Source organism: uncultured Maritalea sp. (genome assembly GCF_937139385.1).
In the GTDB taxonomy this organism is placed as follows: Bacteria; Pseudomonadota; Alphaproteobacteria; order Rhizobiales; family Devosiaceae; genus Maritalea; species Maritalea porphyrae_A.
The window spans coordinates 17517-39048 of the sequence record NZ_CAKZPW010000170.1 but is presented as its reverse complement, the minus strand read 5'-3'; the positions used below and the strand labels follow the sequence as shown (position 1 = coordinate 39048).

Annotated in this window: 17 protein-coding genes and 3 pseudogenes; 13 read left to right on the top strand and 7 right to left on the bottom strand. The window is 52.4% G+C overall.

All coding sequences use genetic code 11. The annotated features are described in order from the left end of the window. Both Q0231_RS07375 and Q0231_RS16705 read right to left on the bottom strand, forming a co-directional pair. Positions 1–475: pseudogene (locus Q0231_RS07375) on the bottom strand (hypothetical protein); the annotation flags it as partial. Between the two features lie 302 nt (positions 476–777). Then, the gene (locus tag Q0231_RS16705) at positions 778–1026 is read right to left on the bottom strand and encodes a hypothetical protein (protein ID WP_367274479.1); all 249 of its coding nucleotides are present in this window, start codon (positions 1024–1026) and stop codon (positions 778–780) included. On the opposite strand from Q0231_RS16705, the pseudogene Q0231_RS16700 reads away from it, so the two are divergent. From Q0231_RS16700 to Q0231_RS07330, 9 genes and pseudogenes are all read left to right on the top strand, one after another. Further along, positions 1025–1279, top strand: a pseudogene (locus tag Q0231_RS16700) (thiamine pyrophosphate-dependent enzyme); the annotation flags it as partial. The gene Q0231_RS16705 and the pseudogene Q0231_RS16700 sit on opposite strands and share 2 nt — an antisense overlap. A 24-nt stretch (positions 1280–1303) precedes the next feature. Continuing rightward, positions 1304–2989: pseudogene (locus Q0231_RS07365) on the top strand (isoleucine--tRNA ligase); the annotation flags it as partial. A 5-nt stretch (positions 2990–2994) separates the two neighbouring features. Further along, positions 2995–3468, top strand: coding sequence for a signal peptidase II (gene lspA, locus Q0231_RS07360; RefSeq protein WP_269392580.1), 474 nt, complete (start codon positions 2995–2997; stop codon positions 3466–3468). A gap of 83 nt (positions 3469–3551) precedes the next feature. Beyond that, on the top strand, positions 3552–4178 hold the full coding sequence (locus tag Q0231_RS07355) for a hypothetical protein (protein WP_269392579.1): 627 nt from the start codon (positions 3552–3554) through the stop codon (positions 4176–4178). Between the two features lie 47 nt (positions 4179–4225). Then, positions 4226–5890, top strand: coding sequence for a pseudouridine synthase (locus tag Q0231_RS07350; RefSeq protein WP_299346785.1), 1665 nt, complete (start codon positions 4226–4228; stop codon positions 5888–5890). A 21-nt stretch (positions 5891–5911) separates the two neighbouring features. Beyond that, positions 5912–6466 (top strand): 16S rRNA (guanine(966)-N(2))-methyltransferase RsmD, encoded by a 555-nt coding sequence (gene rsmD / locus Q0231_RS07345; RefSeq protein WP_269392577.1) that lies wholly within the window; start codon positions 5912–5914, stop codon positions 6464–6466. 106 nt (positions 6467–6572) lie between these two features. Then, positions 6573–7268, top strand: a complete 696-nt coding sequence (locus Q0231_RS07340; RefSeq protein ID WP_269392576.1) for a DsbA family protein — start codon at positions 6573–6575, stop codon at positions 7266–7268. A 30-nt stretch (positions 7269–7298) separates the two neighbouring features. Then, positions 7299–10757 (top strand): AAA family ATPase, encoded by a 3459-nt coding sequence (locus Q0231_RS07335; protein ID WP_299346781.1) that lies wholly within the window; start codon positions 7299–7301, stop codon positions 10755–10757. A 26-nt stretch (positions 10758–10783) separates the two neighbouring features. Continuing rightward, a complete protein-coding gene (locus Q0231_RS07330; RefSeq protein WP_299346779.1) occupies positions 10784–11254 on the top strand; it encodes a hypothetical protein in 471 nt (156 codons plus the stop codon). Between the two features lie 6 nt (positions 11255–11260). Here the strand turns inward: Q0231_RS07330 and mutL are convergent, their stop codons facing one another. After that, the gene (gene mutL / locus Q0231_RS07325) at positions 11261–13129 is read right to left on the bottom strand and encodes a DNA mismatch repair endonuclease MutL (protein WP_299346777.1); all 1869 of its coding nucleotides are present in this window, start codon (positions 13127–13129) and stop codon (positions 11261–11263) included. Between the two features lie 100 nt (positions 13130–13229). Here mutL and Q0231_RS07320 point away from each other — a divergent pair, with 100 nt between their 5' ends. Further along, positions 13230–13685, top strand: coding sequence for a nucleoside deaminase (locus tag Q0231_RS07320; RefSeq protein ID WP_299346776.1), 456 nt, complete (start codon positions 13230–13232; stop codon positions 13683–13685). Here Q0231_RS07320 and Q0231_RS07315 read toward each other — a convergent pair. Next, the gene (locus tag Q0231_RS07315; RefSeq protein WP_299346774.1) at positions 13648–14520 is read right to left on the bottom strand and encodes a patatin-like phospholipase family protein; all 873 of its coding nucleotides are present in this window, start codon (positions 14518–14520) and stop codon (positions 13648–13650) included. The two genes, Q0231_RS07320 and Q0231_RS07315, sit on opposite strands and share 38 nt — an antisense overlap. Positions 14521–14666: 146 nt before the next feature. Between Q0231_RS07315 and Q0231_RS07310 the strand changes: the two genes are divergently transcribed. Further along, positions 14667–15563: a phosphotransferase gene (locus tag Q0231_RS07310; protein ID WP_299346772.1), complete on the top strand. Its 897-nt coding sequence runs from the start codon at positions 14667–14669 to the stop codon at positions 15561–15563. A 59-nt stretch (positions 15564–15622) separates the two neighbouring features. Beyond that, positions 15623–16036, top strand: coding sequence for a cytidine deaminase (locus Q0231_RS07305; RefSeq protein ID WP_299346770.1), 414 nt, complete (start codon positions 15623–15625; stop codon positions 16034–16036). An 18-nt stretch (positions 16037–16054) separates the two neighbouring features. Here the strand turns inward: Q0231_RS07305 and Q0231_RS07300 are convergent, their stop codons facing one another. The 3 genes from Q0231_RS07300 to purD form a co-directional block, all read right to left on the bottom strand. Beyond that, positions 16055–16831: an enoyl-CoA hydratase-related protein gene (locus Q0231_RS07300; protein WP_299346768.1), complete on the bottom strand. Its 777-nt coding sequence runs from the start codon at positions 16829–16831 to the stop codon at positions 16055–16057. Then, the gene (locus Q0231_RS07295; RefSeq protein ID WP_299346766.1) at positions 16824–18470 is read right to left on the bottom strand and encodes an AMP-binding protein; all 1647 of its coding nucleotides are present in this window, start codon (positions 18468–18470) and stop codon (positions 16824–16826) included. The genes Q0231_RS07300 and Q0231_RS07295 overlap by 8 nt, the downstream gene beginning before the upstream one ends. 153 nt (positions 18471–18623) lie before the next feature. Continuing rightward, entirely contained in the window at positions 18624–19892 is a 1269-nt protein-coding gene (gene purD / locus Q0231_RS07290) for a phosphoribosylamine--glycine ligase (protein WP_299346764.1), read from the bottom strand. 72 nt (positions 19893–19964) lie between these two features. Here purD and xseA point away from each other — a divergent pair, with 72 nt between their 5' ends. Then, positions 19965–21491 (top strand): exodeoxyribonuclease VII large subunit, encoded by a 1527-nt coding sequence (gene xseA, locus Q0231_RS07285; RefSeq protein WP_299346762.1) that lies wholly within the window; start codon positions 19965–19967, stop codon positions 21489–21491. The last annotated feature ends 41 nt before the right edge of the window (positions 21492–21532 follow it).

The window sequence follows — 21532 nt, the reverse complement described above, 5'->3', positions numbered from 1 at the left end:
TCTCTTGCGTTAAACCATCAATCCACTGTGTCGGATGGGACCAGAATTGCTCCGGGTTGCCGCCATCACCTGAGATCGGTTGAGGCCGCGCGCCGTCGGAGGCCAAATAGAAATACGCGCGGCTGCGGTTCCTTAACCTCGCGAGTCCAAGCTGGAATTCGTCTTTGTCTTCGTTGAATACTGCGATGGACATCATGGCATCAATTTGGCTGAGATCCACATTGCCATTCCAATCGCTTGCCGTGTTTAGCTGCGGATAAAACGCCCTGCGGAACATGGCCTGGAAATCCGCGATTTCAGCGGGCTTCCAACCGGGATAGAGACGCATGATTTCGGCTGCGGGAGCAAAGACTGCACCGATCCATCCGGCAAAAAGCGCCGCCAACGCGCCGATCAACAGGCCAGAACGCGGCACTTCGCGCATAACCGCGACCGCGGAATCCCAAATATCGGTAAGGACAACTGAAATATCCATAGGCGCTATATAGGTACAGCAGCCTTGCTGGTCCATGAGCGAACTACAAAGGTCCACTTGCGAGCCAGCTGTCTTGCTGACATAATACAGCTATGTTTAGTGGAAATGCCACATATCACCTCGGTCTATTCCTATCAGGCTGTGCACTGGCCGGCTGCAGCCCAAGCCCCGCCTCCGCGCCCATCTCAGCACCGGCATCGCAAGCCTCGCCAGCCGCCCAATCGGTGATATTCGAGATACATCAGAATGAGCGGCTTTCTATGCTGCTGTTCTCCTATCACGCGGCACGTAGCCTAAGCGATTTACGTCTGCGCGGTCGACTTGCGTTGAGCGATGAGGACGCGGCCGAACTTACGAAAGTCGCGACGCAATTTGCACCGGTTGCGGCGGCATTCGAGCCCTACCTTGAGATGCATCCGCTGCGCGATCGCGAGCTGATGTTTATGGTTGGACATATGACTGGCGCCGAGGTTGAATTTCCCGATCCGGCGCTTCTCGCGGCTTTGGAACAATTCACGCCGACTTATCGTAAGCACTTTCGCGCGCGTCATGAGGCCTCGACAGAAGAGTTTGCGGCAATCGCGAAAGCGCAGTTATCAGCACACGGACCCGAGATGGCGCGTGCGGTCGCATTTGAACTCGGCGGCCAATGGCGCGATGACTTATTTTGGCGTATCCGGCGACGGCGACAGCCTTTCTATCGGGGCAGGTCAGCTCATTCACGCGATGCGCCGCAATGTGAATATGCTTTATATGCTGGAAAATAATGGTGTTTACGGGCTCACCAAAGGACAGTTTTCTGCTTCGGCGGATATTGGATCGACGGCCAAAAAGGGCGATGCAAACCAAAAGGTAATCACCGAACTGGCCGCTCGTGGCAATATGGTTGCCCGTGGCCGCGTGAAGCACCAATATCCGCATTCTTGGCGCTCTAAAAAGCCGATCATTTTCCGCAATACGCCACAGTGGTTTGTTTATATGGATCGCGATATTGGCGGTGAGGGTGACACATTGCGCACACGCGCATTGAACGCCATCGATCAAACGCGATTCGAACCCAAAGCGGGCCAAAACCGATTGCGCAAAATGGTTGAAGGTCGCCCAGACTGGGTGCTTTCGCGTCAACGTACATGGGGCGTGCCAATTTGTGTGTTCGCCAAAGATGACGGCACTGTACTTAAAGACGAAGCGGTCAACCAACGCATTGCTGACGCATTTGAAGCTGAAGGCGCCGATGCATGGTTTGTTGAGGGCGCGGCAGAACGCTTCCTTGGCAGCGAATATGATGCAAGCGAGTGGCACAAAGTAACAGACATCTTGGACGTTTGGTTTGACAGTGGTTCAACCCATGCCTTTGTTTTGGAAAAGCGGGATGACCACGCTTGGCCTGCCGATGTTTATCTAGAAGGGTCAGATCAACACCGGGGTTGGTTCCAATCGTCCTTGCTTGAAGCTTGTGGCACACGCGGCGTCGCGCCGTTCAAAACCGTGATCACCAATGGCTTCACGATGGATAAAGACGGCCGCAAGATGTCGAAGTCTTTGGGCAATATCGTCGCTCCTCAAGACATCATCAAGCAATATGGTGCGGATATCCTGCGTCTTTGGGCCTCGTCAATCGACTTTACCGAAGATAGCCGTGTGGGCGATGAAGCCATCAAGACAACCGTCGATGCATACCGTAAAATGCGCAATACGTTGCGTTTTCTGTTGGGCAGTTTGGCCCACTTTGATGAGAGCGAAAAAATCGACGCAGCTGATATGCCAGAGCTTGAGCGATATATGTTGCATCGCATTGCCCAAATGGACAAAGAAGTGCGTGACGCTTACGCCAATTATGACTTTAAACGCGTATTTTCAACGCTGTTTAATTTCATGACGGCAGACCTTTCAGCGCTATATTTTGATATTCGTAAAGACGCGCTTTATTGCGATCCAAAATCGAGCAACACGCGCAAATCTTCAATGACCGTTCTGAACACGCTTTATGAATGCCTTACCGCTTGGCTTGCGCCAATCATGGCCTTCACTATGGAGGAAGTGTGGCTGGAGCGGAACCCAGAAGAAGGGTCGTCCGTCCATAAGCGCCAGTTCCCAACTATTCCAAGCGATTGGCTTAACGACGATCTTGCTGCCAAATGGGCAAAAATCCGCAAGGTGCGCCGTGTGGTAACGGGCGCGCTTGAAATTGAGCGTCGTGAAAAACGCATCGGCTCGTCGCTTGAATCAGCGCCTGACATTTATGTGGCAGACGCTGACTTGTATGTGGCGTTGCATGGGCAAGACGCGGCAGAAATAGCCATCACCAGCCAAGCCAATGTGTTGCAAAATGAAGGCCCGGCTGAAGCATTCCGCCTCGACGAAGTTCCCGGTGTTTCTGTGGTGCCTAAAAAGGCAGAAGGCAACAAGTGTCTGCGTTCTTGGAAAGTCTTGCCTGAAGTGGGCACCGACGCTGAGTACCCGGATGTAACCTTGCGCGACGCGCAAGCCTTGCGCGAATTGGCAGGGGCATAATTCAGATGAAGGCAAATTTCGCCCATAAATCGATCTTTGCCTTCATTTTGGCCGCGCTGATTGATCAGCTGCATAAGTTTTACATGATCAAAATTGTCGGGTGGCAAGGTGGTGAACTGATCACTGTTACGCCATTTTTTGACTATGTTTTGGTGTGGAACCCTGGCATTTCCTATGGTCTATTTGCGGCCATTCCGGCATGGGGCCTGATTGCCATTATGCTAGTGGCCTGTGCAGGCCTTACCTATTGGTGGGCCACATCCCCTTCCAATCTGGTGCGCTGGGGCTTGGCGGTTACCCTTGGTGGAGCGGTTGGAAATGTCATTGATCGTATGGTCTATGGAGCGGTCGCAGACTTCTTTTCGTTTCATGCCTATGGCTATAATTGGTATATTTTTAACCTCGCTGATGTTGCAATTGCCCTTGGCCTTATCGCGTTAGTGTGGGATATGTTCACATCAAAAGGCGAAAAGGCCTAAAATCGCCTGATTTCAGCATTAGCGAGATCAACGCAAATATTTGAAGGCCGCATTTCGGTGAGTTGGAGTTAAGGACGCAACCTATGAGTTTTTCATCTTTCAAACGATCGGCTTTGCGCGCCATCCAATTCGCAACGCTTGGTGCAGCTGTTTTTGCGGTTGCAGCTTGTACCACGGTTGAAGGCACCAACGCCTTCAAAGACGGCGAAACCTTTGAGCGCGAAGTGTTGACCGCAACGGCTCAAGGCATTGGGTTGATTGAAAAGGAAAAGAAAGAGGACGTTAAGTCTGAGCGTGCACCTTTGGTTTTGCCCAAAGATGCAGCTGTTCTGCCCATTCCAACAAAAAGCACCCAAACCGCATCCCTGCCTGAAGACAGCGACAAAGTCTTGTTGGACAAATCCAAACTGACTGAAAACGAAATCCGTCTTCTGCGCGGCGCGCGTGTTGTGGATCTTGGTGCCGTTAAGGGACGTCCGTTCACACCAGAGGAAATGGCCGAAGTTGCACGCCGGTTCCGCGAGCAGCGTGAGGCATATGCAAAAGCTTTGCAGTCGGGCACAAATCGCCCCCTCTATTTGCCGCCAGAACGCTATTTCACTAAAGTTGGTGGGCAAGACCTGATTTGTTTGGCTGATAATGGCGATTTGGTGCCTTTGGACAGCCCATTATGTCCTGAGGACATAAGAGCGGCATTGCAAGGCAACTAACAAACCGCTACACCGCGCCAACACTTTTATTCAATCGGAGCCAAAAAATGGCGACTGACAAAAAAGGCGCGCCTCAAAAAACGCGCGAAGGCGAACGTATCGCCAAAGTAATTGCTCGATCGGGACACTGTTCGCGCCGCATGGCCGAAACATGGATCGAAGAGGGCCGTATTGCGATCAATGGCAAGGTTATTTCTACCCCTGCCTATAATGTGACCGACAAAGACAAAATCACAGTCGATGGCAATCGCTTGGCCCAAAAAGAAGCCACACGCATGTGGCTCTATTACAAGCCGGCAGGCCTAGTGGTCAGCGAAAGCGACCCTGATGGTCGCCCAACAGTGTTTGATGATTTCGAAAAAGCAGGCCTGCCGCGCGTTTTGACCGTGGGCCGCCTAGACATCAATACTGAAGGTTTGTTGATGCTGACCAATGAAGGCGGCCTCAAGCGCGTGCTTGAACTGCCTTCAACAGGCTGGACCCGTCGGTATCGGGTGCGGGCGCATGGTCGCATTACGCAAGAAAAGCTGGATGAGCTCAAAGACGGTATTACAGTCGATAAGGTTCACTATGGTCCCATCGAAGCTTCACTTGAGCGCCAACAGGGCGCAAATGCGTGGATCGTGATCTCTTTGAAAGAGGGCAAAAACCGCGAAGTGAAGAACGTGTTGGCTGCGCTTGGGTTAGACGTAAACCGTTTGATCCGTATCTCCTATGGCCCCTTCCAGCTGAACGAAATGAAGGTTGGTGAAATCTTGGCGGTTAAGTCCCGCGTGCTCAAAGACCAGTTGAGCGCCAAATTGGCCCAAGAAGCTGGTGTTGATTTTGATGGACCGATTGTGCCTGTTGAGATCAAAAAACCAACCCGTAACCAGTTTCAATCTCGCGGCAAACCACAAGAGCCAGTCAAACCGGCAGGCAAACCCGTTGGGCGAGTTGATCGCCCGGTGCGCCCGGTCCGTAAGAAATACGAAGAGCGCCCGACCGAAGAGTTTACACCCAAGTCCAAAGTGTTCTTTGATGATGGTCGAACTGAAATAATCGACACCCCTGAAAAACGCAGCAAAGACGATGATGACCGCAAGGGCGGCAAGCGCCGGGACGATGACCGCCGTGGTAGCGATCGCAAAGGCTTTGGTGACAAAAAGCCCTATGGAGATAAGCGGGCGGGAAGTGGCGGCCCAGGCCGTCGCGAGCCAAGTCGTGGTCAATCTGATGCGCGCAATAAACCTGCTGACAGGGATCGGAAGCCTTCGGGCGACAAAAAGCCTTATGGTGATAAGAAATCATTTGGTGATCGCGATCGCAGGCCATCGGGTGAAAATAAGTCGTTTGAAGAACGCGGTGGCCGTCCTCAATCGGCAAAAACGCGCGGTCCACGTCGTGACGACCGAACCGCAAATGATCGCCGTGGCGCATTTGTGCAACGTGACGAGCGCCCATCAGGTGATGGAGATCGCGGTCGCAACTCAGCACGCCCAGAAAGCCGTGGCCGGGGTGGCAAAAACAAGACCTTTGTTTCCGCCAAGCCAGACGATAGCCGAGGCTATGGCAAGCCGCGCAGCGGTGGCCGTCCAACTGGGGGCAAACCTGGTGGTAAGTCGGGTGGTAAACCCACTGGTCGTCCAGCAGGCAAACCAGCAGGCTCACGTTCGAGTAACCCAAATGCCAATCCAAACAGGCGTGCTTCGCCACCAAAGTCGCGCAAGTAGCGGCAGGCAAAAGGGCCAATTATGCGCATTGTAGCGGGTAAATTTCGCGGCAAGAAATTGCACACCCCAGAAACGGACGAAATCCGTCCCACATCTGATAGGGTGCGCGAAAGCCTTTTTAATATCCTTGCCAATCATTTCGGCCCCGCATTTCATCAAGTGCGGGTGCTCGATCTTTTTGCGGGCACTGGCGCTTTGGGTCTTGAGGCTTTGTCGCGTGGGGCAGAGCATGCAACCTTTGTGGACACTGGCGTTGAAGCCCGGGCATTAATGCGTGAAAATATCCAAGATTTTGGCGTGGCGGGGCAGGCGCGCATGTTGCGTCGAGACGCGACCGATTTGGGCCAAGTTCAGCGCATTCCGCCCTGCAATTTGGTGTTTCTTGACCCACCCTACAATAAGGGTCTGGGTGAAAAAGCACTGAGCGTTGCATTAGACGGTGGCTGGATTGCGGATGACGCAATCATAGTTTGGGAAGAGGCAAAATCTGCTGACCTGACAATTCCTAATGGTCTGACCGAACTTGATCGCCGCAATTATGGTGATACGCAAATCGCAATTTTACAGCGCGGATAAGAACGATTTCACTTCAATGTGAGGATCGGTGAGGCCTTTGCCCTCTTGCGGCCACGTTTGACATATGTAACATCACTCAACGATTTTATTTGAGGAGTTTGGTGTCGTGAAAATTAGCCGCAGAACAGCCCTGTTAACAGGTGCAAGCTTTGGTGCATTGTTTCTTGCCGGTTGTGACAACACAGCCACGAGTGATGAAACGGCGAACCAAACCAAAATAACTGCTGACAATACAGCATCTGGCGGCGAGGAAATTACACGCACAGGCGATTTGATGAAACCCTTGGGTTTTGAAGATAACTGGTTGGGCGATGAAAACGCCAAAGTGACCATAATCGAATATGCGTCACCAACTTGCCCTCACTGCGCAACCTTCCACAATCAAGTGTTCCCTGAGTTCAAGAAAGAATTCATAGACACCGGCAAAGTCCGCTTTGTAATGCGCCCGTTCAGCCGTTCGATTTTGGATGCTGTTGTGTTCATGGTGGCCGCATGTGACGAACCAGCAGCCGACTATTACAAACTCACGAGTGCCTATTTTGAAACCATGCGTTCTTGGGCAGTAAGTGACAATCCGAAGGCCCAAATGGCCCAAGTGGCAATAAATAACGGATTTACACAGGAAACATTCGAAGCTTGCTTGACAAACCAAGAGCTTTTCAAAGGATTAGAGAAGACTCGTAATCAAGCTTTGGAAGAATTTGGCTTGGAAGCGACACCAACGTTTTATGTGAACGGCAAGAAGCTGGCTGGAGTTATATCGGTTGAAGAATTCGCCAAAGAGATCGAACCGCTGCTATAGCGTTCATCGCTGCCCGAAACGGGGGGCGCGATGAAATTTTCGCGCCTGCGGCTCACTGGCTTCAAATCATTCACCGATTCCACTGATTTATATCTAGAACCGGGTCTCACTGGAATTGTGGGACCAAATGGGTGTGGAAAATCCAACCTTGTTGAAGCCATGCGCTGGGTGATGGGGGAAAGCTCCTATAAAAACATGCGCGCGTCTGGCATGGACGATGTAATTTTTTCCGGCAACACCAATCGCCCTGCGCGCAACAGCGCCGAAGTCACCCTTTTCCTCGACAATAAAGACCGCACGGCCCCTGCGGCGCTAAACCACGAAGATGAACTTGAAGTCACCCGCCGCATTGAGCGCGAACATGGCTCCGTTTATCGCGTCAATGGCAAAGAAGTGCGCGCCCGAGATGTGCAGCTTTTGTTTGCCGATGCCTCCACCGGTGCCCGATCTCCTGCAATGGTGCGCCAGGGCCAAATCGGCGAATTAATATCTGCCAAACCCAAGCAACGTAGATTGATCCTGGAAGAGGCGGCAGGCATTTCAGGACTTCATTCCCGCCGCCACGAAGCTGAATTGCGCCTAAGGGCCGCTGAAACGAATCTTGAACGTGTTGACGACATCATTGCCGCGGTTGATGGTCAACTTGAAAATTTAAAGCGTCAGGCCCGCCAAGCCACCCGTTATCGCAATATTTCAGGCGATATCCGCAAAGCCGAAGCGACCTTGCTGCATTTGCGTTGGGTTGCCGTGAAGGTGAAAGAAAAAGAAACGCAAGCCGAACATGCGCGTTTGGTCAATTTGTTGGCTGATGCAACCCATTTGGATCTTGCGGCCAAAAAACGGCTTGAGGCATCTGATGAGCAATTACAGCCCTTGCGCTTGGCAGAAGCGGAAGCTGGCGCGGTATTGCAACGCTTCAAGATTGCACTGACCCAACTCGAAGAAGACGCCAAACGCGCCAATCAACGCAAAACCGAATTAGAAGGTCGCTTGGTGCAGGTCAAAGTTGACGCGGCGCGGGATACGGACTTGATCAGCGAAAGTCGCGAATTGGTGGCGAATTTGGCTGACGAAGAAAAACAGTTGAACAGCGATGCGGCCAATGCTGCGGCAGACAATGTGCAAGCCCTCCAAGATGCAGAACGCACCAAACAAACTGTGTCTGAAGCCGAAATTGCATTGCGGGCCAAAGCCGACAAGTTGAGCGAACTGCGCGCCCACAAATCCTCAACCCAACGCACATTGGACGACGCAAAAGCGCGCCTAGATAAGCTTAATCAGCAGCTCGCAGATGTAGCGGATGAAGCGCAAAAGATCATCAAAGCCCTGTCTGAAGATAAGACATTGCAGGCGCGCCAAGACGCACTAGCAAATGCGCGCACAGAGGCTGAGCGCGCTGAAGCAGATGCCGACAAAGCCGAAGCGGCGACGCGGCAAGCCGAGCAAGACTTGCACGAAGCGCGACCAACACTAACCGCAATTGAATCTGAAATCACCAAACTTGATGCAGAAGCCCAAGCGATCTCCAAGATGCTGGAGCTGCATGACCAGTCTTTGTGGCCATCAATTGTTGATGCGTTGGAAGTTGAAGCCGGGTTTGAAACCGCCCTTGGCGCTGCAATAGGGGATGATCTAGACGCCTCTTCAGATGAAGCGGCCCCCTTGTTCTGGTCCCAGCCCGGAGATGACAGCGCCGATGCTGCCCTGCCAGCCGGCGCAGACCCATTGAGCCAATTTGTGCGCGGCCCGGCTTTATTGACCCGTCGCTTGAACCAAATCGGCGTTATCGAAAAGTCTGACGGCGAGCTTCTGATGAAAGCGCTCAAGCCCGGTCAAACATTGGTCACGCGTGAAGGTGACCTTTGGCGTTGGGATGGGTTTGTGGCGCGTGGTGACGCGCCTACAGCCGCCGCACAGCGGCTCGCACAGCGCAACCGTTTGGCGGAGATTGATGCAGAACGTCAATCCTTTGGGAAAAAGCTTTCAACGGCGCGCACCAACGTACAGGCAAAATCCGAGCAATTGGCGGCCAGCCGCGAGCAGGAGCGCCAGCGACGCGATATCTACAAAGATGCCCAACGCGCCATCAGCGCCGCTCAGGCCGCTGTAGAAGCCGCACAAAAGGGCCTTGTGGACCTCACGTCCCGCCGCAGTGCGCTGGAAGAAGCAAATGTGCGCCTCAAATCAAGCCGTGATGAAATGGTGGCGGTGGTCAAAGACGCTGAAAACGCCCTGAGTGTTATCGAGGATGATCAGGATTTGGCCCGGGCAATTGAAGCCGAGAATATGAACCTTTCTCGACTGCGCGAACAAGCAGATCAGGCAAGACTGCGCCTTGCAGGGTTTGAAAATGCGGCGCGGATGCGCGAGCAGCGTTTGGCGCGTATCGAAACCGAGCGGGGATCGTGGCAAAAACGGCTCACTGATGCACAAAGCCATTTGGCTTCGCTTGTTTCTCGCCAGCAAGAAATTGAAACTCAACTCGAGGAGTTGAACAGCGCACCGGACGAATTCGCCAATCAGCGTCGCACGTTAGAAGATAAAATTGAAGATGCCGAGCAGGACCGCAAACGGGCAGCAGACGCGGTGGCCAAGGCCGAGCAAATGCACCGCGAACAGGACCGCGACGCACGGGACGCCATTGCCGCCTTATCCAAAGTGCGAGAAGAAATCGCTCGCATCGAAGAACGCTTGAAATCGCTTGGGCAACAACGTTTGCAGGTCGAGCAAAATGTGGTTGAATCTCTTAACGTTAGCGCAAATCGCACAGCTGAAATCGCAGGCATCAAGCCAGAACATCAGTTGCCAACGGAAAGCGCAACTGAAGCCAAATTGGATCGCTTGAAGCGTGAGCGTGAACGATTGGGTGGCGTCAACTTGCGGGCAGAGCAAGAAGCGACGGAAACCCAAGAAAAGCTAGATACCATGGTGGCCGACCGGGGAGACCTTATCGCTGCCATTGCCAAATTGCGAACCGGTATTTCCAACCTCAATCGCGAAGGCCGTGCGCGGCTTACCGAGGCATTCCATAAAGTAAACGCCCATTTCACCGAACTATTTACCCAACTTTTTGGTGGCGGCACAGCCGAGCTGACCTTTGTTGAAAGCGATGACCCGCTGGAAGCCGGGCTTGAAATCATCGCTCGCCCTCCGGGCAAAAAACCACAAACCATGACGCTACTTTCGGGCGGCGAACAAGCGCTGACCGCCATGTCGCTAATCTTTGCGGTGTTCCTCACCAACCCCGCGCCGATCTGCGTACTCGACGAAGTTGATGCGCCATTGGACGATGCGAACGTTGAGCGTTTCTGCAACTTGCTCGATTCAATGCGCGAAAAAACCGAAACCCGTTTCGTGGTCATCACCCACAACCCCATCACCATGGCCCGCATGGACCGCCTGTTCGGCGTCACCATGGCAGAACGCGGTATTTCGAATTTGGTGTCTGTTGATCTGACGACGGCTGAAACGTTCTTGGAAGCGGTTTAGCAGTAACATAATTTGGAGTTGAGGATTTGGACGCAAGAGCAAGTTCTGGCAAAATTGGTGAGCTCTTAGTTGAATTGGAACTCACAAAAGAAGGTTTTCACGTTGAAAGGCTGGACGGTAGCACTAAAGCGATGAACGGTGACTTAATCGGCATTCGCGACCACACCAAAGCTGTGATTCAAGTGAAAATGAACTCGTCGCAACCCAATCGAGGCAGTTTTGGGTATGCAAAGAGATTTCTTGAAGATGATGTGCCATTCTTCAATTCGAAGCCTGGGCCCATTTTGGCTGATTTCCTAGTAATGGTGACGAGCGTTGATGCGCCCAAATTTCACGTATTCCCAATTAAAGTTGCCGAGAGTATTGCTAGAGAATTGGCAAGTAGCTGGGCAAAAACCCTAAAACGAGACGGAGAAGTTCGGTCTACTTCTTTTCCAGTGTCGCCAGTTTTTGAAGAAATCAAAGAGTTTAGAGATAGGTGGGATCTGATCGTTTGATGTTTCCTACCGCCGCCCAAACAATTTCTCAATATCCACCTTACTCAACTGTACATAGGTGGGACGACCGTGGATACATTGGCCCGAGTGCGGGGTGGCTTCCATTTCGCGCAAAAGCTTGTTCATCTCTTCGGCCCGTAGGCGGCGGCCAGAGCGCACGGAGCCGTGGCAGGCCATGCGGGCGGCGATTTCTTCTAAGCGTTCCATAACAATGGAAATATTGTCCCATTCAGCCAGCTGATCGGCGACGTCATTGATCAGCTTATGCACGTCAGAATTGCCCAAAAGGGCCGGGGTTTCATAAACCGCAACAGCTGCGGGGCCGAACCGTTCAAGGCCAAGCCCAACGTGTAAAAGCGCTTCGGAAGCATCTTCTAGGCGTGCGCAATCTTCTTCAGGCAAATCAATAACCACCGGGATCAGGTGCTTTTGCGCGGGCACGGGACCATTGTTCAATTCTGTCTTGAACCGTTCATAGACAAGTCGTTCGTGCGCCGCGTGCTGATCCACAACAATCAAATTGTCTCTGGATTGGGCAACAATGTAGTTCTCAAACAATTGCGCGCGGGCAACGCCCAAGGGGTGCTCGTCGCTCATCATGTCCTGGGCAGCAGCTATGTCCGCGCTGTCCAAATCTTCCATCCGTGCGCTTGGGGTGTTTAATCCATCCATGCGCGGCATGTGCGGCGAAAGGACCGAGGGGCGATAGCCATAATCACCTTGATATTGCATGGTGCGATTGACTTCCGGATCAATCGAAGGCTGCCCCGTTTCGCTCATCCCATAAGAAGGGGGAGGTGGAAAACCAGAAGAAGCGGATTGCCCAGCAACACCGGGCTGAAATGCCGCAAGAGTTGCATCTGAAACGGTTTTTGAGGCGCGAAAGCCCGCTTCGTCTAAGGCGTTCATCAAGCCACGGATCACCGCCGCGCGAATGAAACCGGGGTCGCGAAACCGCACCTCAGACTTTGCCGGGTGTACATTCACGTCCAAATCAGCCGAAGGCATATTGATAAACAGCGCCACCACTGGAAAACGATCTCGGTGCAAAAAGTCAGCATAAGCACCGCGCACACCGCCAATCAAAACTTTGTCGCGCACAGGACGGCCATTGACGAAATAGAATTGCGCTAGCGAATTGGCCTTTGTGTAAGTTGGCAGCGCCGCCATGCCCGTTACGTGCACGGGGCCTCGGTGATAATCAATCGGCACCGCATTGATGGCAAAATCATTGCCCATAATTTGCCCAAGGCGGTTCTTGGCGGCATTTTCGCCCGTCTGCGCAGGCCAATTGGTGGTTTGCCGATCAGAGCCTTGCAGCACAAATTGCACATGCGGTTCCGACATTGCTAAGCGCCGCATCACATCGGTGATGGCATTTGCTTCAGCGCGGTCAGATTTGAGGAACTTCAAGCGCGCCGGCACATTCTTAAAAAGGCTTTGTACCTCAACTACCGTGCCATGCGGCATCGGGTTGGGGGAAATTACGATGCGAGGACCCTCAAAGCTCAATTTCAGGCCAAGTTCTTCGTTCGTGGCGCGGGTTGCTATAGTCAGTTCAGCGACCGCACTGATTGACGCCAAAGCTTCGCCACGAAAGCCAAGTGTTTGAATGTCGTCTAACTCATCGTCTTTCAACTTAGACGTTGCATGGCGCGAGACGCTGAGGCGCAAATCATCTTCGCCCATGCCAAAGCCATTGTCTTCAATGCGGATTAAGCTTTTGCCACCCGCGCTGGTGGTCACCACAATGCGGGTGCTCCCCGCGTCGAGCGCGTTTTCCACCAATTCTTTGACGATGCTCGCCGGGCGTTCAATAACCTCGCCAGCGGCGATTTTGTTCACCAGATCGTCGGGCAATTGCCGAATGCGCATGAATGTGATTCTCCTATTGCCGTTAGCCTAGCGCCAACGAACAGGCTTTGCATCTTTGGCGTGCTTATGGCAAAGCTTCATCAACAAGCAAAGTGATGTGATGACGACAAATAGTAAGCTCACCCCCATGCAACAAGCGCTGCAATTGGCGCAATCAGCAGCCAACAATGGCGAAGTGCCCGTGGGCGCTGTTGTGGTGCATGATGGGGAAGTGATTGTAAAAGTCGCCAACCAAATGAAAGCCTTGAACGACCCAACAGCCCACGCTGAAATGCTGGCGATCAAACAAGCATTGGCGCTTGTGGGTACCGGCAGGCTCGCCCAATGCGATTTATACGTAACGCTAGAGCCTTGCACCATGTGCGCTGGTGCTATTGCACACGCCAAATTGCGCCGTGTTTATTATGGGGCGGATGATCCAAAGGGTGGGGCGGTGGACAATGGGGTTCGGTTTTTCAACCAACCCACATGCCACCATCAACCTGAAGTAATTGCAGGGCTAAATGAACGTGAAAGCGCTAAACTGCTTCAGCAGTTTTTCCTTGATCGACGATAAACCGATCCATCTTTTCGGCCAATTTATACTTGAATTGGTCTTTCACCGCATCGCCAGCTTCTAAGATTTCGCGCACGCGCCAAAATTCATAGGCGCCAAAATCGCGCACGTTTGGCTTCACATAGATGTCGGGCGGATAAGCGCCCAAAATTTGGGCGGTGAGGGCATGCATCATGATTTGAGCAGCGCCCATGCCAATATCAATGGTTGCCGGTGTAAAGCTGGGGTCGGTTAAAACCGGATCACCGTTCACATCCACCCCGATGACAATGTCCATGCCTTGGCTCGCGTGATCCAACGGCAGCGGGTTCACAACCCCACCATCCACCAACAATCGGTCTTCGTGAATGACCGGCTTGAAAAGGCTTGGAATGGCAATGGAGCCGGCAAGCGCCCAATCCAGGCGACCTTTGTGAAAAACAGCCGGGTGCCACGACCGATAGTCAGTGGCGATCACCCTTAAGGGAATTTGCAATTGCCGGAAACGGCGCGGAAAAGGCTGCGGCGAAAAGGCCCCAAGAACGCGCAATGCGTCAAACTGCATTGAAATGCCGTCCTGAAACATTTCGCGAATGTCATAGACTTGTGTGCGCCAAAGCCTAGAACTCAGGGCGCGCATACTGCCCAAAACGTCCAAAGCATGTTCACGGATATCACGTCCCTGCATGCCAGACGCCCAACCAGCACCGATATAGGCGCCAATAGAAGTACCTGCAATAAGGCTTGGTTTGAGCCCCATTTCGTCCATCGCTTCGATAATGGAAATATGGGCTAAACCGCGTGCTGCGCCACCACCAAGGGCGACGCCAATTCGAGGACCGTACAAGGTCGTCATATTCGCCACCTAACTCTACTTTACTGCTTAAAAGCCTATCACACTGAGGTTAACAATTTTACGAAGTGCAGCAATTTTGCAACCACCATTGGACGTATCTTGGTTACAAACAATGTTTTATTCAACGCAACAATTGGTGAAAAGAGTTGAGTTTAAGCATTGCTTTTGTCGCTACATTTGATGAGGTGGGGATCAAAAATGCCGTTGCAAGTATGTGGCCAAAATATTCTCCATTTAAGCTGAAGCAAATCGCTTCGGGCGGCACAGACAATGCAATGTATCGACTTGGCAAAAGTCATGTGGTGCGGGTGCCACTGCACGAATATGCGGCGAAGGCCTTGCAAAGGGAAATCTTGATTTTGAGGCAACTCAAACTTAGGCAGTTGGCTGTGCCCAAGGTTTGTGAATATTCAAAAAAGACAGAATGCGGTGTTCCTGTTGCAGTTTATTCCTGGATGGAGGGCGAAGATTATTTCACTGTTCCGCCGCACTCACCGTTGGTTGCCGCTGAACGCTTGTCCCATTTCATACTCGAGTTGAGGGCCAACAAAACCGACAAAGACTACTTGAGTGAGAAATCAGACCACAGGCGGGGCGTGCCGTTGCTTGACACAGACCCAGCGACACGAAAATCAATTCTTGAGATTGCCGATGAGTTTGATGCCAAAGGGCTTTTAAACATCTGGGAAGATGCTCTTTGCGTAAAACTTCACAATGCGCCGCCGCGCTGGCTGCATGGTGATTTGCACGCAGGCAACCTAATCACCCAAAATGGGGCATTAGCAGGCATTGTAGATTTCGGTCTGTGTGCTGTGGGAGATCCCGCCGCCGATTTGCCGCCTGCATGGTGGCTCTTTGACGGTGAAGCCCGCCAAATATTCAAACGGACCCTGAAAACTGGCGAAGACGAATGGCGGTGCGGTCGCGGTTGGGCGCTGCACAACGCGGTTATTGCCTACGCCTATTATCGAAACAAAGACAAGGTTCAGCTCACCCAAATGTCGCGGGCTGCGATTGTGCGGTTGCTTGATGAGACGGGTTAGTCTTTTAGTATAGCAATTGATGTGAAAGTGGATTGTTAAAAAAGGTTACGGTTGCCCCAATGCAGAATCCAAACCTTGAAAAAGAGATTTACGCTGCAGCGGTCAGTCTCATTGAACGTCGCTATCCTAAAGGCTGGGGCGGTGCAGCGGCGGTACGCTTGGAAACCGGGGAAATTATAACAAGTGTTTCTCCAGATACCGAGTTAGATGTACTGTCTGTTTGCATGGAACTTGGCGGGTTCCTTGAAGCGCACAAGCAAGATGTGCCCGTAACACACAGCCTATGTGTGTTCAGAGAAAGCGAAGACGCTCCATTTACAATATTGTCACCCTGTGGCGTATGCCAAGAACGGCTGCGGTTTTGGGGCGTAAATGTTCTTGTGGCGGTCACGAATTCCAGCAATGAATTGCTGTTTCGACCGCTTTCTGATTTGCAACATCACCATTGGTCGGCTGCCTTTAATAAGGACTGAAGCCGCGCAAAAGATTTGCTATCGACCACCCCAAACTGGCGCGCGCTTTTCGACGAAAGCTGCGGGACCTTCTTGTGCATCACGGGTGGTGCTGATCAGCTCCATTTGCCTGTCGTTTTCTTCCCAAAGCGCGGGTTCAATTTGACTGGTTGCCAGATCAGATAGCGCCAAGCTTGCCTTAAGCGACAAGGGGGCATTGTTGGCGATTTGCTCGGCCAATTCCATCGCAGCAGCCAAGGCATTGCCATCCGGCACAACTTGATTGACCAAACCCCACTGCAAAGCCTCATCCGCGCCAAACATGCGGCCGGTGAGCAAAATCTCGTTGGCGATTACTTTTGGCACACGTTGACCTAATCGGATCGCACCGCCGCCGGCAGCGACCAAGCCCAATTTGCTTTCGGGTAGGCCAAATTTGGCACTTTGGCCGGCAATTACCATGTCGCAGGCCAGCATCAATTCAAAACCACCAGCCAGCGCTGCCCCGTCTATGGCTGCGATCACGGGTTTGGTGCGCTTGCGTTTAACAAAACCGGCAAAACCATATTCGCCAAACAGGATGCGATCTGCGTCTCCGGCTAGAAAGGCCTTCAAGTCCATTCCAGCACAAAATGCAAGGCCATTGGCTTGCAACACTGTACACAAAACAGAAGGATCTGCTTCGATTTGGTCAATGGTTTGGCGCATCTGCGCGCACATTGGCGCATCAAACGCATTGCGTTGCTCAGGGCGGTTAAGCTTGACAAATGCCACCGCGCCACGGTGTTCCAACAAAATGCTCGTTTCGCTAGGCATTGGCGGTTTCCTTCTCAATACGGTCTCGCAGCTCAGCGCGGATGATTTTGCCAGAGGTGGTCATCGGCATGTCGTTGATAAAGCGGATAACACGCGGATATTCATAGGCCGCGAGGCGGTTTTTTACGTGGGTCGCAATTTCATCGGCAAGCGCGTCGTGTGCTTCATATCCGTCCGCCAATTCAATATAGGCCGCCACAATTGAGCCACGCACCTCGTCGGGCTTGCCCACAACGCCTGCCATTTTGACAGCCGGATGGGTGAGCAAACAGTCTTCGATTTCCGCCGGGCCAATGCGATAACCCGAAGAGCTGATCACATCATCATCGCGCCCCACAAATCGAATGCGCCCGCTTTTCGTTTTTTGGCCTTTGTCGCCCGTTATTAGCCATTTTGTGCCATCAATTTCGACGAATTTTTTTGCCGTGGCGGCTGGGTTGTTCAAATACTCCAAAAACATAACTGGATCAGGTGCTTTGGCTGCAATGCTGCCTTCTTCCCCAACGCCTGAAAAGGTCAGTGTCTCTTCATCTATGACTTCAACCGTATGGCCGGGGACCGCAAAGCCCATGACACCAGGTTCCGCAGGTGCGAGCGCCGCACATGAAGATACGATCATGTTGCATTCGGTTTGGCCATAAAACTCATTGATCGTCGTGCCAAATACCTTCTCACCCCATTCAATCAGTTCCTTGCCCAAGGTTTCGCCGCCGCTGGCCACCGAGCGAAGCTTGAGGTTCCAGCTTTCAGCGTTTGGGTCTTGCCGCATCATCTTAAGCGCGGTGGGCGGCAAAAATGCATTGCGCACGTTGAATTCTTGCATCAATTCAAACGCCGCGCTGGCGCTAAATTTTTCAAATCGCCGGGCAATCACGGGAATGCCGTGGTGTAAGGCAGGCATCAAAACATCAAGCAAACCACCAATCCAAGCCCAATCGGCCGGGGTCCAAATCAGGTCGTCTGGTTGGGGTAAAAAATTGTGGCTCATTTCAACACCCGGCAAATGGCCAAGCAGCACCCGATGTGCATGCAGTGCCCCTTTGGGGTTGCCTGTGGTGCCAGAAGTGTAGATCAGAATTGCGGGGTCTTCTGCTTTGGTATTGATCGGAGTGAAATGGGTTGATTGTTCAGCGCACACGGCATGTAGATCAATTGCGTCTTCAATTGGCCCATCGACGCAAAACACCTGTTCAAGTGCTGGAAGTTCTTGCCGGATTTGCGCAATCATTGCCACGCCAGCGGCATTTGTAATGATGACCTTAGCACCAGAATCGCTCATTCTGTGCAACAGCGCTTCAGGCCCAAACAAAGTGAACAGTGGCAGCGAAACCGCGCCAATTTTTGTGATGGCAATATGGGCTGCAGCGGTTTCAAAACTCTGCGGCAGCAAAACTGCAATGCGGTCACCCAATTGCACGTTGCGATCCAACACGTGTGCGAGCTGATTGGAAAAATCGCGTAATTGACCAAAGGTGTGGTTCTGAACGCTTTTGTCTTGTGCAATGTCAATGATGGCCAAATTGTTGGGGTTTTGGGCCGCGATCCGATCACAAATATCAACGCCAATATTATAATGCTCAGGGATTTCCCACTTAAACCCCTCGCGCGTTGAGCGCACGTCACCCCGGTTTTTCAGCATTGTCACTTTCCTCCCCAAGCAAATGAACAGACGTTCATTTAATGCAACCTAACGAGTAAACCTCAATCGGTGGAGAATTGAAAGTGCTCCCTCATACAAAAGGCACGCCGGGTGAGGGCGGGCCAAATGGAAGGCAGAAAACTGAAAGGTGATTTACCCGCGTTCAATGGCGCGCCACGCAATGTCTGTGCGACAAAAACCTTCAGGCCAATCGATCTGATCAATTGCCGCATAGGCGCGGTCACGGGCTTCTTGCACAGTTGCGCCCTTGGCCGTGACGTTCAATACACGGCCACCGTTTGAAAGCAATTTGTCGCCGTCGCGTTTGGTGCCCGCATGGAAGATTTTGACATTATCGCCATCAATGGCATCGAGCCCTTTGATTTGTGTGCCCTTTTTATATGAGCCGGGATAGCCGTTCGCCGCCATCACAACGGTCAGGGCAACCGCGTCGTCAAACTCAGGTGTTTCTTCACCAAGCGTGCCATCGGCACAAGCTGTCAAAAGTTCAACAATGTCAGATTTCAGGCGCATCATAAGCACTTGGCATTCAGGGTCACCAAAGCGCACATTATATTCGATCAGCTTTGGCCCCTCGGCTGTAATCATCAACCCGATGAATAAAACGCCAGTAAAAGGCGTGCCACGCGCCGCCATGCCCTTAATGCTGGGCTCAATAATTTCTTTGCGCGCACGCTCGAGCATTTCAGCGGTCATAACAGGCGCGGGGGAATAGGCGCCCATGCCGCCTGTGTTTGGTCCCTTATCGCCATCAAACGCGCGTTTATGGTCCTGGGCCGAAGGCAACAAAACAATGTCTTTTCCATCGCTGAGCGCAAACAAGGAAGCTTCCTCGCCGACCATGCATTCTTCAATAACAACTGAAGCGCCAGCATCTCCAAAAGAACCATCAAAACAATCGCGCAGCGCCGCTTCCGCTTGTTCAAGAGTTTCGGCAACTGTAACGCCTTTACCCGCGGCCAAACCATCGGCCTTAATCACAATTGGCGCACCTTGGTCTGCCAAATAGGCAAGTGCAGGCTCTAGCGCGTCAAACTGTTTGTATTTGGCGGCTGGCACATTCATTTCATCGCACAATTGATGGGTGAAATGCTTTGACCCTTCAAGCTGGGCGGCAACTTGGGACGGGCCGAACACTTTCAACCCGCATTCGCGCAACACATCCGCCATGCCATCAACAAGAGGTTGTTCTGGACCAATCACCACAAATTGTACGTTTTCGTCGGCGCAAAACTCGGCAACAGCTGCGTGGTCATCCACGTCCAAATCAACAATCTTGCCACATTCTTCCATGCCCGCATTCCCCGGCGCAATGAATAGTGTGTCTGTGTGTTTCGACTTAGCAATCGCCCATGCCAAAGCGTGTTCGCGACCGCCAGAACCAATCAGCAAAATGTTCATAATATGTGTCCAGATATCTGTGAATGTTGCCCGTTGGCGCTCCCATATCATGTTGATGGCAGCGCGTCACCCTTGACTGAACCAATTATCCAAGGCACCAGTTCAATTATGGAAGAATTGAAATCAAACGCCCACGAATTTACCGTCACCGAAATCTCTCAATCGATCAAAAAGACGGTTGAGGACAAATTTGGCCACGTGCGGGTACGCGGCGAAATTACCGGCTATCGCGGGCCCCATTCGTCGGGCCACGCCTATTTTGCGCTTAAAGACGAAAAAGCCCGCATGGACGCCGTGATCTGGCGCGGCGTTTTTTCAAAACTAGCGGTCAAACCCGAAGAGGGGATGGAGGTTATTGCCACCGGCAAATTGACCACTTTCCCAGGGTCTTCCAAATATCAAATTGTCATCGAGCATATCGAACCTGCAGGCGCTGGCGCGCTAATGGCGCTGTTGGAAAAGCGCCGTAAGCAACTGATGGCCGAAGGTTTGTTTGACGCTGACCGGAAACAAGAATTACCCTACTTACCTCAAACCATTGGTGTGATCACATCGCCAACCGGCGCGGTAATCCGCGATATTTTACACCGTTTGGATGACCGATTTCCAACCCATGTGATCGTGTGGCCTGTGCGTGTGCAGGGCGATACTTGCGGGGCTGAAGTTTCCCGCGCCATTGATGGGTTCAATGCCATTCAACCCGGTGGCCCGATCAAACGACCGGATCTGTTGATTGTCGCGCGTGGAGGCGGGTCAATTGAAGACCTTTGGGGCTTCAACGACGAAGTGGTGGTGCGTGCGGCTGCCGCCTCCAGAATTCCGTTGATTTCAGCGGTGGGCCACGAAACCGATATCACCCTGATCGATTACGCATCCGACAAACGAGCACCAACCCCAACTGGGGCTGCTGAAATGGCTGTGCCGGTAAAAGCAGAATTGGTCGCCTATGTTGAGGACCTTGGCTCACGAACTCGCAACGCCCAATTGCGCACGCTTTCAAACTTCAAGGACCGGATGCGCGCGATCACCGCATCTATGCCAAAGCCGCAAGACCTCACAGCAACCGCCCGCCAGCGACAAGACTTGGCGACGTTGCGTTTGGGCAATGCACTCACCCAGTTTATTCAGCAAAAGCGCGCAAAGCTGGGCGCATTAGCGCCGCGTGTATCCGCCAATGCACTCGAGCAGAAAAACCAAAACCTGCGCGAACGTTTGACCACTTTGGGTGGGCGCTTGGATCAGGGGCTGAAACAACCAACCAGCCGTGCCCGTTTAAAGTTGGAGCCATTGAGCAAATCGATGGATCCTGCATTTCAACGTTTGCTTGATAAACGCAAAGCGGTGCTGGACACACAATCCAAACTGCTGAATTCCTTCAGCTACAAAGGTGTGTTGAGCCGCGGCTACGCATTGGTTTTGGATGCAAGCGGGCAAGTGGCGCGTTCAGCAGGGGCGTTGAAAAAGGGTGAAGGTGTAACATTGCGTATGCATGATGGTGACCTTGGGGCGGTGATCGCGGATGCGCCGACGCCAAAACCAAAGAAGGTGCCAAAGCCTGAAGCGAAAAAAACAAACGACGGACAAGAAAGCTTGTTTTGATTTTTTGTTCGCACTCTCTTATATGTGGGCGCAGCTAAGAG